This is a genomic window from Streptomyces sp. NPDC014727 (assembly GCF_043083485.1).
Taxonomy (GTDB): domain Bacteria; phylum Actinomycetota; class Actinomycetes; order Streptomycetales; family Streptomycetaceae; genus Streptomyces.
This window is the reverse complement of sequence record NZ_JBIBYR010000001.1, coordinates 176,419-191,126: the sequence shown is the minus strand read 5'-3', so window position 1 is coordinate 191,126 and position 14,708 is coordinate 176,419. Positions and strand designations below refer to the sequence as shown.

Here is a 14,708-nt window from a genome sequence, read left to right as displayed (position 1 = left end):
TCTGTTCTGGTTCTTGGTTCTGTTCTGGTTCTTGGTTCTGTTCTGGTTCTTGGTTCTGTTCTGGTTCATCGGTCGGTACGAGGGCGGCGGGCGCGGGGCTTCGGCCGCTGCGGGGGCTGGGTCAGCCGCCGTTCCAGCAGCTGGGCCGCGTGGCGCAGGGCGTCGAGCCGGTCCTCGGGCGCCCCGCGGAAGAGCTCCTCGGCGCCGCCGAGGCTGAGGCTCCCGTACGGCTCGCGCCCGAGAAACACAGGTACGGCGACAGTCGCGATGCCGGTGTCGTACTCGCCGACCGTCCAGGCGTACCCCTGGGCGCGGACCTTGAGGAACTCCTCCTCCAGCCGGTCCGGGTCGGTCACCGTCCGGTCGGTGAAGCGGGCCATCGGGCGGCCCCGGAAGAGCCGGTGGCGCTGGTCGTCGGGCAGATACGCGTAGTACGACTTGCTGGTCGCCCCGGCGTGCGCCGGGTAGAGCTCGCCGACCAGCGGGTAGTAGCGCAGTGGCCCGGCCTCGCCCTCCTCCGCGGCGACGCACCGCATGTGGAAGCTGTCCGGCAGACAGAACAGGACGGTGTCGCCGGTGACCCGGCGCAGCTCCTCCAGGACCGGTCCGGCCAGCAGCTCCAGTGAGCCGGAACGCTCCCAGAGCCTGCCCAGCCGCAGCACGGCGGGGCCGATGCGGTAGCGGCGGGTGGCGGGGTCGGAGACCAGGAAGCCGCGCCCGGCGAGGGTGGCGAGCAGCCGCTGGGCCACCGAGGTGTCCCAGCCGAACTCCTCGGCGACCTCGGTGACGCCCCAGTCGGGCCGGGTCCGTTCGAAGGCGAGCAGCACCAGGAGCGCCCGGTCGACGGTTTGCAGCGCCCCGGCGGGGGTGCGCCGGTCCAGATCGAAGTCCGCCATCGTCATCTCACCATTCAGACCTGAATTGCAAATAACGGGAAACAGTTGCGTTCAACGCTATCCGATCCCGAATGTTGCCTCAGCACCCCGCCCCGCGCTTCCCCGTCGAGCGCCGGCCCGGGTGCCCGGACTGCGCCGCCCCGGGTGTCCGGCTGAGTGAGAAAGGCCCCCCATGTTGAAGTACGTGCTGGACATCGTCGAGCTGTTGGACGATCCCCAGGTCAATGGCAAGACGGTCGCCGAGTACCTCGACTCCGTGAGCGGGGCCGAGGGATCGTCCGCCCAGGTCACCACGGTCACCGGCGAGCGGGGCTCGACGGACTTCGTGATGGTCCGCATCCCCGGCTCCCGAGGGCGTACGTCCGGGGGCAGCGCCCGCACGCTGGGCGTGGTGGGCCGGCTCGGCGGCATCGGCGCCCGGCCCGAGGTGACCGGCATGGTCTCCGACGCCGACGGCGCGGTCTCCGCGATCGCCACCGCCGCCAAGCTGCTCGACATGCGCCGCCGCGGCGACGTGCTGCCCGGCGACGTGATCGTCGCCACCCACATCTGCCCGGACGCGCCGACCGAGCCGCACGACCCGGTGCCGTTCATGGGCTCACCCGTGGACATCGCCACCATGAACCGCCACGAGGTGACCGGCGAGATGGAGGCCGTGCTCTCCATCGACACCACCAAGGGCAACCGCATCATCAACCACAAGGGCCTCGCCCTGTCGCCCACCGTCAAGGAGGGCTGGGTGCTGCGGGTCGGCGAGCAGCTCGGCGAGCTGCTCGCCGTGGTGACCGGTGAGCCGTTGGTCACGTACCCCGTGACCACGCAGGACATCACCCCGTACGGTAACGGGGCACACCACATCAATTCGATCCTGCAGCCCGCCACCGCGACGGCCGCTCCGGTCGTCGGCCTGGCCATCACCTCGGCCGCCGCGGTACCGGGCTGCGGTACGGGCGCGAGCCACGAGACGGACATCGCGTCCGCCGCCCGCTACGCCGTGGAGGTCGCCAAGGCCTACGGCAGCGGCCACCTGGACTTCCACGACGCGGTGGAGTTCGACAACCTCGTCAACCGCTACGGGTCGCTGGCTCACCTCCAGACCCTTGGCCGTACACCCCAGGAGTCCTGATGGCAGCCGCCCCGCACGCCGAGGCCGTGGCCCAGGGGGCCAAGAGCATCGGCAGCGACGACTACGCGCTCTCCCGCGTCCCCCGTGACAAGCGGTTCGGCTTCTGGTCCATGCTGCTCCAGTGGCTGGCCCAGTCCGGCTCGATCTCGCAGTTCACCCTCGGCGCCACCATCGGTGTCGGGATGACCTTCGGCAACGCCTTCCTCGCCTTCACGCTCGGCGCGGTGATCCTGGAGATCGTGATCTTCGCGATCGGTCTGGCCGGTATGCGCGAGGGGCTGGCGACCCCGATGCTGACCCGCTGGGTCGGCTTCGGCCGCAACGGCTCGGCGCTGGTCAGCTTCGTCATCGCGGTCAGTCTGGTCGGCTGGTTCGGCGTCCAGAACACGATCTTCGGCAACAGTGTCTCGGCGCTGGTCGGCGGCCCGTCCTGGATGTGGTGCGTACTGGCGGGCATCGCCATCACCGCTCTGGTGATCTTCGGCTTCCGCTACATGGCCGTCTTCGCCAAGATCGTGACGCCGCTCTTCTTCGCGATGGTCGCGTGGTCGATCGTCTCGACGCTGAAGGACCACTCCATCAGCGAGCTCATCCACTCGCCGGCCCCCGGCCGGACGATCCCGCTCGCCGTCGCCGCCACCGCCATCGCGGGCGGCTTCATGACCGGCGCGATCGTGGCCCCGGAGATGACCCGGTACAACACGAAGGGCTCGCACGTCTTCCTGCAGAGCGCCTCGTCGATGATCCTCTCCGAGTACATCGTCGGCATGACCGGTGTGCTCCTGGGCCACCTGGTCAAGAGCAACGAGGTCTCGCACATCGTGCTCTCCACCTCGGGTGCCTTCGGTGTGATCGTGGTCCTGATGTCCACCGCCAAGATCAACGACTGGAACCTGTACGGCTCCTCGCTCGGCGTCGTCAACTTCTTCCAGGTCGTCTTCGGCAAGCGGATCCACCGGGGCGCGGTCACGATCGTCCTCGGCATCGCCGGCACGGTCCTGTCCGCGGTCGGGATCATGACCCACTTCACCGAGTTCCTCTCCATCCTCGGCGTCGCGATCCCGCCGATCGGCGGCATCATCGTGGCCGAGTACTGGGTCGTGAAGCGGATGCGCAAGCCGCTGGACGACACCCGGGAGTCCGAGACCCTGCCGACGTCCTCGCCGACCTGGGTGCCGATGTCCATCGCCATCTGGATCGCGGCGTTCTGCGTCGGCAAGTTCTACGAGGGCGGCATCCCGGCCCTGAACTCGCTGGCCACCGCCTTCGTCCTGTACAGCGTCCTCGGCCTGCTGGGCTGGGTGAGGCCGTACGGCACCTCCACCCTGGACGACGAGGACGCCGAAGCCCCCGCCGCCCGCGCGACAACCACTGTGGGAGCAGCATGACCACCCCCGACCCCACCGCCTCGTTCGTCCCGGCCTCCGAGGAGGCACAGGAAGAGGTCATCGGACTCTGCGCCGAACTGATCAGGTTCGACACCTCCAACCCCACCAGCGACGAGCGCGCGAGCGCCGAGTGGGTGGTGAGCCGCCTCGCCGAGGTGGGCATCGACTCCGAACTGGTCGAGTCCGCCCCGGGCCGCGCCAATGTCATCGCCCGTATCGCGGGCAGCGACCCCACGCGCGGCGCCCTCCTGGTCCACGGCCATCTGGACGTGGTCCCCGCCGACGCCTCCGAGTGGCAGGTCCCGCCGTTCTCCGGCGAGATCCGCGACGGCTACCTCTGGGGCCGCGGCGCGATCGACATGAAGGACACGGTGGCCGTCATGCTGGCCACCGCCCGCCACTTCGCCCGTACCGGCACCAAGCCGTCCCGTGACCTGGTCCTCGCCTTCCTCGCCGACGAGGAGGCGGGCGGCAAGTTCGGCGCCCACTGGCTGGTCGAGCACCGCCCCGAGCTCTTCTCCGGCGTGACCGAGGCGATCGGCGAGGGCGGCGGCTTCTCCTTCGCCATCGACGACACCCGTCGCCTCTACCCGATCGAGAACGCCCAGCGCGGCATGGCCTGGATGGAGCTCACCGCCACCGGCCGGGCCGGCCACGGCTCGTCCCCCAACGACGAGAACGCGGTCACCGACCTCGCGGAGTCGTTGGCCCGCATCGGCCGCGAGACCTTCCCGATCCGCCTGATCGCACCGGTCCGCGCCCTGCTCGAAGAGGCCGCCCGCCTCTACGGCGTCGAGTTCGACGAGAACGACATCGAGGGCAGCCTGGAGCGGCTGGGCCCGGTCTGCGACTTCATGCAGGTGGTGCTCCGCAACTCCGCGAACCCCACCATGTTCAACGCGGGCTACCAGACCAACGTCATCCCCGGAAAGGCGACCGCCCGGGTGGACGGCCGCTTCCTGCCCGGCCACGAGCAGGAGCTGGTCGACACGATCGACAAGCTCCTCCTCCCGTCGGTCAGCCGCGCGTGGGTCAACCACGACATCGCGATGGAGACGACGTTCGACGGCCCGCTGGTCGACGCCATGTGCGCGGCCGTACGCGCCGAGGACCCGGACGGCCACCCGGTCCCGTACTGCAACCCCGGCGGCACCGACGCCAAGGCCTTCACCCACCTCGGCATCCGCTGCTTCGGCTTCAAGGGCCTCAAGCTCCCGCACGACCTGGACTACGGCCGCCTCTTCCACGGTGTGGACGAGCGCGTCCCGCTGGAGGGCCTGCGCTTCGGCGTCCGCGTCATGACCCGACTCTGGCAGAGCTGCTGACCTCCATGTCGCAGCCCCGCCGGGGCGCCCCGACCCGGGCTCACCCCTCGTACGCCCCCGCCGAACGCGACTTCCGCTCGGCGGGGGCGTACGGCATCGCGGGTTCACGGCCCGGCGTGGCGGGTTCACCGATTGTGCGGGTTCACGATCAGGACTTCGGGCTCACGAGAGGGTCTCTCGACCGCTCGTCGGCGGACTCGGCCGAGCGAGGCGCCCCTGACGTATTCGCGGAGACGCACACACCATGGTGTGACATCTAGTAGCACCCAATAGCACCCGACGTTACTGTGGATGTCATGGCAGCACAGCAGGAGATCACTCAACGCGACCTGCGCAACAGGTCCAAAGAGATCATGGACGCCGTGCAGGACGGGCATGCTTTCACCGTCACGCGGGACGGCCATCGCATCGGCGAGCTGATCCCACTGCGCCGACGCAGACGGTTCGTCCCGCGCGGCGAGTTCACCGCCATGTCCCGCACCGCTCCCGACATTTCGCTGGAAGCCTTCCGGGCGGATCAGGAGGCCACCGCCGAGCAGAGGCCGGACGATCCCTATGCGCGCTGAGTACGACCAGGGTCTGCTCGACACCAACATCATGATTCTTCGCAGGTGGGTGAATCCCGAGGAACTCCCGGCCGAGGTGGCGATCAGCGCCATCACCCTGGCCGAGCTGTCCGCCGGCCCGCACGAGGTGAGGCGGAACGAAGAACAGGACGACTACGACGAATACGCCGAGCGGGCCCGACGGCTCGACGTCCTCCAGCGTGCCGAGAACGAGTTCGACCCGATCCCCTTCGACGCGGAGGCAGCACGGATCTATGGCAGGGTCTGCGCTGCCGTGATCGGTGCCGGCCGCAAACCGCGGCGCCGGGTGGCCGACTTGATGATCGCGTCCATCGCCCTCGCCGAGGAGCTTCCGCTCTTCACCACGAATCCCGACGATTTCAAGGGGCTGGACGACCTGCTCACTGTTGTCCCTGTCACGCGACCGCGGGTCCTCCACGATCGATAGGCCGTCGGGGTGCGACCCGACCCGGGCTCACCCCTCGTACGCCCCCGCCGACGCCCTCGGCGGGGGCGTACGGCACGATGGGGCGCCGTCGAAACGCGTGCCCCGCAGAACCGTCCCCACCAGGAGGAACCCGTGCCCGCCGAGTCCGTCGCCGAGCCGTCGCCCGAGATTCTCGCCGCCTTCCAGGCCGCCAAGGGCTTCATGCCGGTGGTCGAGGGACTCGCGCTGTACGCGGCCGCCGCCGAGGCCGCCGCGCTGGGGCTGCCGGTCCTTGAGGTCGGCACGTACTGCGGACGCTCCACCATCCTGCTCGCCGACATCGCCCGCGCGGCCGGTGTGACGGCCCTCACCGTCGATCACCACCGCGGCAGCGAGGAGCAGCAGCCGGGCTGGGAGTACCACGACCCGACCGTCGTGGATCCGGAGGTCGGCCGGATGGACACGCTGCCGACGTTCCGCCGGACCCTGCACGCGGCGGGTCTCGAAGACCACGTCGTGGCCCTGGTCGGACGGTCTTTGCAGGTCGCCGCCGTCTGGAGCGGGAAGCTCGGCTTCGTCTTCATCGACGGCGGGCACACCGACGAGCACGCGGGCGGTGACTACGAGGGCTGGGCGCCGCATGTCGCCGAGGGCGGGCTGCTGGTGATCCACGACGTGTTCCCGGACCCGGCGCACGGCGGCCAGGCCCCGTACCGGATCTATCTGCGGGCACTGGCCTCCGGCGCGTTCACCGAGGTCTCGGCAACGGATTCGCTGCGTGTGCTGCGGCGCACGGGACCGGGTATCTGAGGCGCCGGGTATCTGAGGCGCGCCCCGATAGCATCGCGTGATGCCGTACGACGAGAGCGTTCCCCCCACCCCGCGCCGCCGCCCCCTGCTCGCCGCCGCAGCGCTCGCCACCGTGTGCCTGACCGCTGCGGGCTGCGGCGCGGGCGACGACAGCGGCGGAGCGCGGGCCGAGCCCCGGCAGGGCGGCGGCACCTCCGCGGCGCCGCAGCCGGCCTCGCCGTCGAGGACCGCTCCGGCTCCGGGGAGGACGTCCGCCTCCCCCGCCCCTTCGGCGAAGCCCTCCAGGTCCACGGGCGGCCGGGCCTCCGGGCCGCTGTCGGGCAGGACCGTCGTCATCGACCCCGGGCACAACCCGAACAACCGCCTGCACACCCGCGAGATCAACCGCCAGGTCGACATCGGCACCGCGCACAAGGAGTGCGACACCACCGGCACCTCGACCAACTCCGGCTATCCGGAAGCCGAGTTCACCCTGGATGTGTCGCACCGGCTGCGCACGCTCCTGGAGGCGCAGGGCGCGCACGTCGTGCTGACGTACGACAACGACCGTCCGTACGGCCCGTGTGTCGACGAGCGGGCCCGAATCGGCAACGAGGCCAAGGCCGATGCGGTGGTCTCGGTGCACGCGGACGGGTCCGCGGCCGGCAACCGCGGCTTCCATGTGATCCTCCCCGGGCCGGTGCGGGGCGGGAAGGCGGACACCACGAAGATCGTCGAGCCGTCCCGCGACCTCGGTACCCGGATCGCAGGTCTCTTCGTCCGCGATACCGGAAGTGCGCCTTCCAATTACATCGGCGGCAATAGCGGGTTGGACATCCGCAAGGATCTGGGCGGACTTAATTTGTCGACCGTGCCCAAAGTGTTCATCGAATGCGGCAATATGCGTGATCCGAAGGACGCCGCTCTGCTCACCAGCGCGAACTGGCGTCAGAAGGCTGCGCAGGGCATTGCCGATGGCATCAGCAGCTACCTCAAGGGGTAACAAGAGGTGGTTCTGAGGCGAAATTGGGGGGAAGTGCGTCCAGGGTCCGGGCAGGGGCACGACCCTGCCGGGCAGACGATAGATTCATCCGTACGATTGGGGAGCCACCCCCGAGCCTTGCGCCCCCGCCGCACCCCGGCGGGCCGCAGCGACGACCACCCCGACGAGACGACCGACTAAGGATCTTTACGTGAATATGCGCTCCCTCACTCGAGGCGACGGCGTGGTGATCGGAGCAGCGGTGGTGCTGTTCATCGCCTCTTTCCTCCACCTCTACGGTTACGAATGCCCCTCGGGCCTCAACTGCTCCGGCTACTCGGCCCCGAACGCGTGGGACGCGCTCGCGGCCCTCATGAGCATCTACCTGGGCGGCATCATCGCCGCGGCGCTGGTCGTGGTGGGCCGCACCATGCCGCCCCGCAAGGTCCTCGGTTTCGAGCTCGGCCAACTCGGCGCCGCCTTCAGCGTCTTCGCCCTGTGGACCGCGTTCTGGTCGACCATCGACGCCAGCAACGCGGGCGCCGGTCTGATCCTCGGCCTGCTGGGCACGGCCGTGCTCGCGGTCGGCGCGGTCGGGACTCCGCTGATTCCCGCACTCAAGGCTCCGCTGATGGGCGCCCCGCGCCCGCAGGCCGTGCAGTCGCCGTACGGCGGCCAGCCGCAGCCCGGCCAGGGTTACGGCTACCCCGGCGCCCAGCAGCAGCCGTACGGTGCGCAGCCGGGTCAGCAGCAGCCGTACGGCGCGCAGCCGCAGGCCGGTCAGCCCCAGGCGGGTCAGCCGGAGCCGCAGCAGGCCCAGCAGGCTCCGGCGGCCGGCGCGCCGTCCGGTGACTTCACACCGTTCTGGTTCGCGGTGCCGGTGGCCCGCCCGCTGTACGGGGAGGACGGTTCGCCGTCGCCGATCGCCGAGCTGGCTCCGGGCACCTGGTACCTCGCGGTGGAGCAGCGCGGTGCGAGCCTCATCGCCCAGACGCAGGACGGCCGTCGTGGTGTGCTCCAGGACACCACGGGCATCCAGCGCGGCTGAGCCCACCCGCCCGCACACGATCAGCGGCCCCTCGCCCCTTCCGGGCGGGGGGCCGCTGTCGTACTCTCCGTCCGTGGTCGATTATCTGACACAGCGTCAGAATCCTTGGGAGGCGGCGGAATGCGGCTCGGACTCGCGCTCGGCTACTGGGGCCGCGGCCCCGACCCGGCCCAACTGGGGCTCGTCCGTCAGGCCGAGGAGCTGGGGTACGGGTCGGTGTGGACGGCGGAGGCCTGGGGCTCCGACGCGTTCACCCCGCTGACCTGGATCGCCGCACACACCTCCCGTATCCGGCTGGGCACCGGCATCGCGCAGATGGCGGCGCGCACCCCGACCGCGACCGCGATGCACGCCCTCACCCTCGACCATCTCTCCGGCGGCCGGATGATGCTCGGCCTCGGCCTGTCCGGGCCGCAGGTGGTGGAGGGCTGGTACGGGCGGCCGTTCCCGAGGAGCCCACTGACCGCCACCCGCGAGTACGTCGACGTCATCCGCCAGGTACTCGGCCGTGAGGCCCCCGTCCAACTGGACGGACGCTTCCACTCCCACCCGTACAACGGTCCCGACGCCACCGGCCTGGGCAAGCCGTTGAAGTCGATCACCCATCCGTTGCGGCCCCGGCTCCCGGTACTGCTCGGGGCGGAGGGACCGAAGAACATCGCACAGACGACGAGGATCGCCGACGGCTGGCTGCCGCTGTACTGGTCGCCGCTGCGCACCGATGTGTACGAGGCGTCGCTCACGGACCTGCCCGCCGGGTTCATGATCGCGCCGATGACCCGTGCGCGGGTCTGTGACGACGTCGCCGAGGGGTTGCTGCCGGTGAAGGCGATGCTCGGCTTCTACATCGGGGGGATGGGGCACGCGGCCCGGAACTTCCACGCCGATCTGATGGCACGCATGGGGTTCGAGGAGGAGGCACGGCGGATCCAGCGGCTCTTCCTCGAAGGGCGCAAGGAGGAGGCGGTGCTGGCCGTGCCGGACGCGTTCGCCGATGAGATCTCGCTCGTCGGACCCCGGCAACGGATAGCGGAGCGGCTGGAGTTGTGGCGCAAGGGGCCGGTGACCGATCTGCTGGTGACGGCGCCGGACCCGCATACGCTGCGGGTGCTCGCGGAGCTCAACTGAGCGCTGTCCGCAATCCCGGGTGGATCGGCGCGCGGCGTCGGGTGCGGTGCGCCGCAAGGCGCAGGGGCATCCGCAGACCGGACGTATTCGCTCATCCGGTCCGGTCCGCACGAAGGACCCCGGGCCCCGGCCGGGCCGGGTCCGTCGGCCAGGTCCCGGTGCTGACCGGGGCGGGGCGCACCCGTCGGCGTGATGCGGTGCGTTCCCAGGGCTGGGGGTCGGGGTACGTGAGGAGTTCCAGCGTGCTGCCCCAGGGAGTGCGCAGATAAGCGAAGCGGTTGCGTTCCCCCGCCTCGGGACCCGGCAGCGGCTGCGCCTCGGCGAGCAGTGAGGCGCCCGCGGCCACGCAGTCCCTCACGGCCGCGTCCAGGTCGTCGGCGTAGAGCGCCACGTGCTGCCAGCCGAAGTCGCAGGGCAGCACCGGGGGTTCCCGGCGAGGGCCCTCGAACTCGAAGAGCTCGATGGCCGGACCGTCGCCGGGGAGGGCCAGCATCCGGATCGCCAGCTGCTGGGTGCCCGCCGGGACGCCGAGGCGCCGCTCCACGTCCAGACCGCCGAGCGGCTCGTCCTGGCGGCGCAGGGTGTCGTAGAGCACCTCGGCGCCGAACGCCCTGGCGAGGAAGAGAGTCGCGGTCTCCAGATCGGGGACCGTGACCCCGATGTGGTCGATGCCGCGCACGCTTGTGGCCGTCATGGGTTCACCGTTCCTGTCCCGGGGCCGCGCCGATGCGTCCCGTCCGCCCCGGAGCGGGCCCGCTCCGGGGTCGTGCCCGCGCGCGACCAGGCCAGCAGTTCGTCGGCCGGCCAGGTGGAGACGACGTGCTCCGCCGGGACGCGGCACTCCTCGGCGCGGGCGCAGCCGTGGATCTGCCAGTCCAGCTGACCGGGCGCGTGCGCGTCGGTGTCGATGGCGAACAGAGTGCCCGCGGCAACGGCTCGGCGCAGCAGCCGGCGGGGCGGGTCGAGCCGTTCGGGCCGGCTGTTGATCTCCACCGCCGTGCCCGCCTGCGCACATGCGGCGAAGACCGCGTCCGCGTCGAACCGCGACTCGGGGCGCCCCCGGCCGGTGATCAACCGTCCGGTGCAGTGCCCGAGGATGTTCGCCCGCGGATGGCGGACGGCCGCGAGCAGGCGTCCGGTCATCGGTGCCGCGTCCATCCGCAGTGCGGAGTGCACGGAGACCACGACGACGTCCAGCCGCGCCAGCAGTCCGTCCTCCTGGTCGAGGGAGCCGTCGGGGAGGATGTCGCACTCGATGCCGGTGAGCAGCCGGAACGGCGCCCACCGCTCGTTGAGCCCGGCGATCACCTCCAGCTGCCGGAGCAGCCGCTCCGGGGAGAGCCCGTTCGCCACGGTCAGCCGGGGCGAGTGGTCGGTGAGGACCGCCCACTCGTGGCCCAGCTCCGCCGCCGTGCGGCCCATCTCCTCGATCGAGCTGCCGCCGTCCGACCAGTCGGAGTGCAGATGGCAGTCGCCCCGCAGGAGAGCGAGGAGGCTCGCGCCGCCCTCGGTGAGCGGGACGGCGGCGGCCTCCTTCTCCAGCCGTTCCAGGTAGCCGGGCACTTCCCCGGCCACAGCCTCCCTGATCACCTGTGCGGTCTTCGGCCCGATGCCCTCGACCGACTCCAGCGAGCCGTCCGCGACCCGCTGCCCGATCTCGTCGTCCGCCATCGGTTCCACCGCGTCGGCGGCCCTGCGGAACGCCTGCACGCGATAGGTGTCGGCCCTGCCGCGTTCCAGCAGGAAGGCGATCCGTTTCAGGGCGCGGACGGGCTCCATCGGCACCTCCACGGGGGCCGCCGGACACACGGGCTGTCGCTTCCAGCTTGGCCCAGCACCGCCCCGCCCGCACAGCGGGCGGGGGCACGGTGCTCCACGGCGGCCGGTGGCGGCTCAGCCGAATGCGGAGTGCTCCAGCCAGAAGTCCAGCAGCTTCGCGTCCCCCAGCACCTCGACCCGGTCGCTGTCCGCCGGGAGGCGCCGGTTGAAGACCAGCAGGACGTCGGTGAGCGGGCCCCGCAGCGCCACGGTCGCCTTCTCGTGGGCCCGCCGCCAGGTGAAGCCGTCCTCGCCGAGCTCGATCAGCCACTCGGCACCGGGCACGTCCGTGGCATGCAGATGGATCGAGCCCCTGGCGCCGGCGAGCTCGGCCGCCTTCTCGTGGCCCGCGGCCCGCACGAAGGCGACAATCTCCAGCCATTCCTCGATCGTGTCGGCCGCCAGCTCGGGTGCCACCTCGTAGCCGGTCCCCGCGGTGAGCGCGGCGTCTGCCTGGTGGACGATCGTCTCGTGCGCCATGCGACGCGCCCAGAAGCCCGTGCTGCGCTCCCAGCCCCAGGACCACGCCTGCACGTCCGGGCCGGCCGCGCGCAGGAGCTCGACGAGCTCCGCCGCCCCGTCCGCCAGCCAGGCATCGAGCACGGCGGGGTCGTCGCCCTCGGGCCTGAACTTCGGCAGCGTTTCGGGCGCGACCGCTTCGGTGGCCCGGGTGCGTACGATCTCGCTCACCCAGCGGTGGGCGCCGCCGACATGGACGGCGAGGTCGCGCAGGGTCCAGTCGGGGCAGGTCGGTACGGTCGCGCCGAGATCGGCGCCGTTGATCGCCGCCCTCAACGCGTCGGTGCGGCGGGTGATTTCGTCACAGTAGAGGTCGTGCGAGAGTGCGCTCATGACAGGCACCCTAATTCGATCAAGAGCCGGGGCCGCATCGATTATCCGCCGAGTTGCGATGTGGTGGGCACCTTGTCCTTCACCTCGGCGCCCGCGCTCCTGCCCGGGTCTTGACCCTTGGCGTCGACCACGGCCGCCGTCAGCCGGTTGTACGCGAAGCCACCCGCGAGCCCGGCCTTGACCAGGGCGAACGTCCTCCTGTCGGCGCCCTTCTCGAACGTCCACGCGCGGTACGGCTTCACGATCCACTGGTACGTCGCCCCGGCCGCGAGCCCCGCGTCGGCGCCGAATCGCGTTGTGGCCAGTTTCTGCGCCTGCGCCGACTCGCCACGCTCCGTAAGACTCACGCGGCTGCGGGCGGTGTGCCGCTCGGGGCCGCCGTCCGGGTTTCATCCGTCGAGCACGGCACCCGGATCCGTCTCTCCCCCGAGCCGACCTACCCGCGGACGCACACCGGGGCAACGACCCCGTGAACGTCGTGGCCGGGTCTATCCGCAGCAGTCCGGTTCCAGCCCGCGCGGCAGCCGTTCGCCGCCGAAGACCGCGGTGGTCGCCTCGTCGCCGCCGAGCGCGGCCACCGCGAGCAGCAGCGAACCGGCGGTCCAGGTGGTGAGCTCCTCCGGCCAGAAGGCGCGGTTGCCCTCGAAGACGTACCCCGTCCAGTACATGCCGCCGTCGGCGCGCAGGTGCTGGATGGACTGGAGGATCTCCAGCGCCCGGTCGGACTCGCCCATCACCCAGAGCGCCAGGGCGAGTTCACAGCTCTCCCCGCCGGTCACCCACGGGTTGGGCAGCACACAGCGCACCCCGAGGCCGGGCACCACGAAGCGGTCCCACCCCTCCTCCATCCGCTCCTTGGCGGCCGCTGCGGTGAGCGCACCGCCCAGGACCGGGTAGTACCAGTCCATCGAGTAGCGGCTCTTGTCCAGGAAGCGTTCCGGGTGGCTGCGGATAGCGTGGGCCAGCGCACCGGTCGCCAACTCCCAGTCCGGCTGCGGCTCCTCGCGCCGTTCGGCGAGGGCGAGTGCACAGCGCAGCGCCTGGTGGATGGAGGAACAGCCGGTCAGCAGCGCGTCGTCGACGGGGGTTCCGTCGGCTTCGCGCTTCCAGCCGATCTGGCCGCCGGGAAGCTGGAGCCGCAGCACGAATTCGACGGCGGCGTAGACGGTCGGCCACATCCGGTCGACGAACGCGTCGTCGCCGGTGGCGAGGTAGTGGTGCCAGACGCCGACGGCCACGTACGCGCAGAAGTTGGTCTCCAGGCCCCGGTCGGTCGGCCGTTCCGGGTCGCCGTCGTGGTACGCGGCGTACCAGGAGCCGTCCTCGTTCTGGTGCCGGGCCAGCCAGTCGTACGCGCGTTCCGCGGCGGCGTGCTCGCCCGCCGCGTCGAGGGCCATGGCGGCCTCGGTGTGGTCCCACGGGTCGAGGTGGTGGCCGCGGAACCAGGGCAGCGCACCGTTCTCGCACTGCGCGGCGAGGAGGGCGGCGACGGTCTCGGTGGCCTGCTCGGCGGTGAGGACTCCGGGCAGCACGAGGTGTTCTGTCTGCTCGGGAACGGTCACGCCTCGGCCTTGGAGAGATCCTCGGCGGCGGCCAGGGGCAGGTGCGGCTTGGTCGCGTACGCCACGAAGCTCTTGCCGACGACCGGGTTGAGCAGCTGCTCGGCGACCCGGGTGACGGCCGGCTTCTTCATGATGTCCCAGACCAGCAGCTTGTGATACGCGCGGACCGGCAGCGACTTGTCGTTGTCCACGCCGAACGCGCACTTGAGCCACCAGTACGGCGAGTGCAGGGCGTGGGCATGGTGGGTGCCGTACGGCTTGAGGCCGGCGCCGCGGATCTTGCCGAGCAGTTCGTCGGCCTTGTAGATGCGGATGTGGCCGCCCTCGACCTCGTGGTACGCGTCGGAGAGCGTCCAGCAGACCTTCTCGGGGCCGTAGCGCGGCACGGTGATCGCGATCCGGCCGCCGGGCCTGAGCACCCGGACCATCTCCGCGAGCACGCCCTTGTCGTCGGGGATGTGCTCCATCACCTCGGAGATGATCACGACGTCGAAGGACTCGTCGGGGAACGGCAGATTGAGCGCGTCGCCCTCCATCGCGGTGGCGGTGGCGCCCTCGGGTGCCTCCCCGGCCTCCTTCATCGCGGCGAACCACTTCGCGACCTCGCGGATCTCCTCGCCGTTTTGGTCGAGGGCCACGACCTGGGCGCCACGCCGGTAGCACTCGAAGGCGTGGCGTCCGGCGCCGCAGCCCAGGTCGAGCACTCGGTCACCTGCGGCGAGCGGGAAGCGGGTGAAGTCCACGGTCAGCACGAATGCCTGCTTTCGCGGTCGAGGGGGTCAGAGGGCGGGGACAGCGTGG

General features: G+C 70.9%; 15 protein-coding genes and 1 pseudogene. 9 read left to right on the top strand and 7 right to left on the bottom strand.

Annotated elements, in window-relative coordinates:
- Positions 1–65: 65 nt before the first annotated feature.
- Positions 66–896, bottom strand: coding sequence for an IclR family transcriptional regulator (locus ACF1B9_RS00910; protein WP_351079736.1), 831 nt, complete (start codon positions 894–896; stop codon positions 66–68).
- Between the two features lie 172 nt (positions 897–1,068).
- On the opposite strand from ACF1B9_RS00910, the gene ACF1B9_RS00905 reads away from it, so the two are divergent.
- From ACF1B9_RS00905 to ACF1B9_RS00865, 9 genes are all read left to right on the top strand, one after another.
- Positions 1,069–2,022, top strand: coding sequence for a DUF1177 domain-containing protein (locus ACF1B9_RS00905; protein WP_391742062.1), 954 nt, complete (start codon positions 1,069–1,071; stop codon positions 2,020–2,022).
- The gene (locus ACF1B9_RS00900) at positions 2,022–3,410 is read left to right on the top strand and encodes a cytosine permease (protein ID WP_391742063.1); all 1,389 of its coding nucleotides are present in this window, start codon (positions 2,022–2,024) and stop codon (positions 3,408–3,410) included. Before ACF1B9_RS00905 ends, ACF1B9_RS00900 begins: the two co-directional genes overlap by 1 nt.
- Positions 3,407–4,735, top strand: a complete 1,329-nt coding sequence (locus ACF1B9_RS00895; protein ID WP_391742064.1) for a M20/M25/M40 family metallo-hydrolase — start codon at positions 3,407–3,409, stop codon at positions 4,733–4,735. Before ACF1B9_RS00900 ends, ACF1B9_RS00895 begins: the two co-directional genes overlap by 4 nt.
- 296 nt (positions 4,736–5,031) lie before the next feature.
- Positions 5,032–5,301 (top strand): type II toxin-antitoxin system Phd/YefM family antitoxin, encoded by a 270-nt coding sequence (locus ACF1B9_RS00890; protein ID WP_391742065.1) that lies wholly within the window; start codon positions 5,032–5,034, stop codon positions 5,299–5,301.
- The gene (locus ACF1B9_RS00885; protein WP_391742066.1) at positions 5,291–5,749 is read left to right on the top strand and encodes a type II toxin-antitoxin system VapC family toxin; all 459 of its coding nucleotides are present in this window, start codon (positions 5,291–5,293) and stop codon (positions 5,747–5,749) included. The genes ACF1B9_RS00890 and ACF1B9_RS00885 overlap by 11 nt, the downstream gene beginning before the upstream one ends.
- A 201-nt stretch (positions 5,750–5,950) precedes the next feature.
- Positions 5,951–6,538 carry a class I SAM-dependent methyltransferase gene (locus ACF1B9_RS00880; protein ID WP_391742291.1) on the top strand — a complete coding sequence of 196 codons (588 nt, stop codon included), beginning with the start codon at positions 5,951–5,953 and terminating at the stop codon, positions 6,536–6,538.
- 40 nt (positions 6,539–6,578) lie between these two features.
- On the top strand, positions 6,579–7,520 hold the full coding sequence (locus tag ACF1B9_RS00875; RefSeq protein WP_391742067.1) for an N-acetylmuramoyl-L-alanine amidase: 942 nt from the start codon (positions 6,579–6,581) through the stop codon (positions 7,518–7,520).
- Positions 7,521–7,710: 190 nt separating this feature from the next.
- Positions 7,711–8,547, top strand: coding sequence for a hypothetical protein (locus ACF1B9_RS00870; protein ID WP_391742068.1), 837 nt, complete (start codon positions 7,711–7,713; stop codon positions 8,545–8,547).
- 120 nt (positions 8,548–8,667) lie between these two features.
- Positions 8,668–9,675 (top strand): LLM class F420-dependent oxidoreductase, encoded by a 1,008-nt coding sequence (locus tag ACF1B9_RS00865; RefSeq protein ID WP_391742069.1) that lies wholly within the window; start codon positions 8,668–8,670, stop codon positions 9,673–9,675.
- A 91-nt stretch (positions 9,676–9,766) separates the two neighbouring features.
- On the opposite strand, the gene ACF1B9_RS00860 is transcribed toward ACF1B9_RS00865, so the two are convergent.
- From ACF1B9_RS00860 to ACF1B9_RS00835, 6 genes and pseudogenes are all read right to left on the bottom strand, one after another.
- Positions 9,767–10,369 carry a VOC family protein gene (locus ACF1B9_RS00860; protein WP_391742070.1) on the bottom strand — a complete coding sequence of 201 codons (603 nt, stop codon included), beginning with the start codon at positions 10,367–10,369 and terminating at the stop codon, positions 9,767–9,769.
- Positions 10,366–11,454 carry a PHP domain-containing protein gene (locus ACF1B9_RS00855; protein ID WP_391742072.1) on the bottom strand — a complete coding sequence of 363 codons (1,089 nt, stop codon included), beginning with the start codon at positions 11,452–11,454 and terminating at the stop codon, positions 10,366–10,368. The genes ACF1B9_RS00860 and ACF1B9_RS00855 overlap by 4 nt, the downstream gene beginning before the upstream one ends.
- Before the next feature lie 114 nt (positions 11,455–11,568).
- On the bottom strand, positions 11,569–12,345 hold the full coding sequence (locus ACF1B9_RS00850) for a maleylpyruvate isomerase family mycothiol-dependent enzyme (protein WP_391742074.1): 777 nt from the start codon (positions 12,343–12,345) through the stop codon (positions 11,569–11,571).
- A gap of 41 nt (positions 12,346–12,386) precedes the next feature.
- Positions 12,387–12,668: pseudogene (locus ACF1B9_RS00845) on the bottom strand (hypothetical protein); the annotation flags it as partial.
- 165 nt (positions 12,669–12,833) lie between these two features.
- Entirely contained in the window at positions 12,834–13,907 is a 1,074-nt protein-coding gene (locus tag ACF1B9_RS00840; RefSeq protein ID WP_391742075.1) for a prenyltransferase, read from the bottom strand.
- Positions 13,904–14,659, bottom strand: a complete 756-nt coding sequence (locus ACF1B9_RS00835) for a class I SAM-dependent methyltransferase (RefSeq protein WP_391742076.1) — start codon at positions 14,657–14,659, stop codon at positions 13,904–13,906. The genes ACF1B9_RS00840 and ACF1B9_RS00835 overlap by 4 nt, the downstream gene beginning before the upstream one ends.
- Between the last annotated feature and the right edge of the window lie 49 nt (positions 14,660–14,708).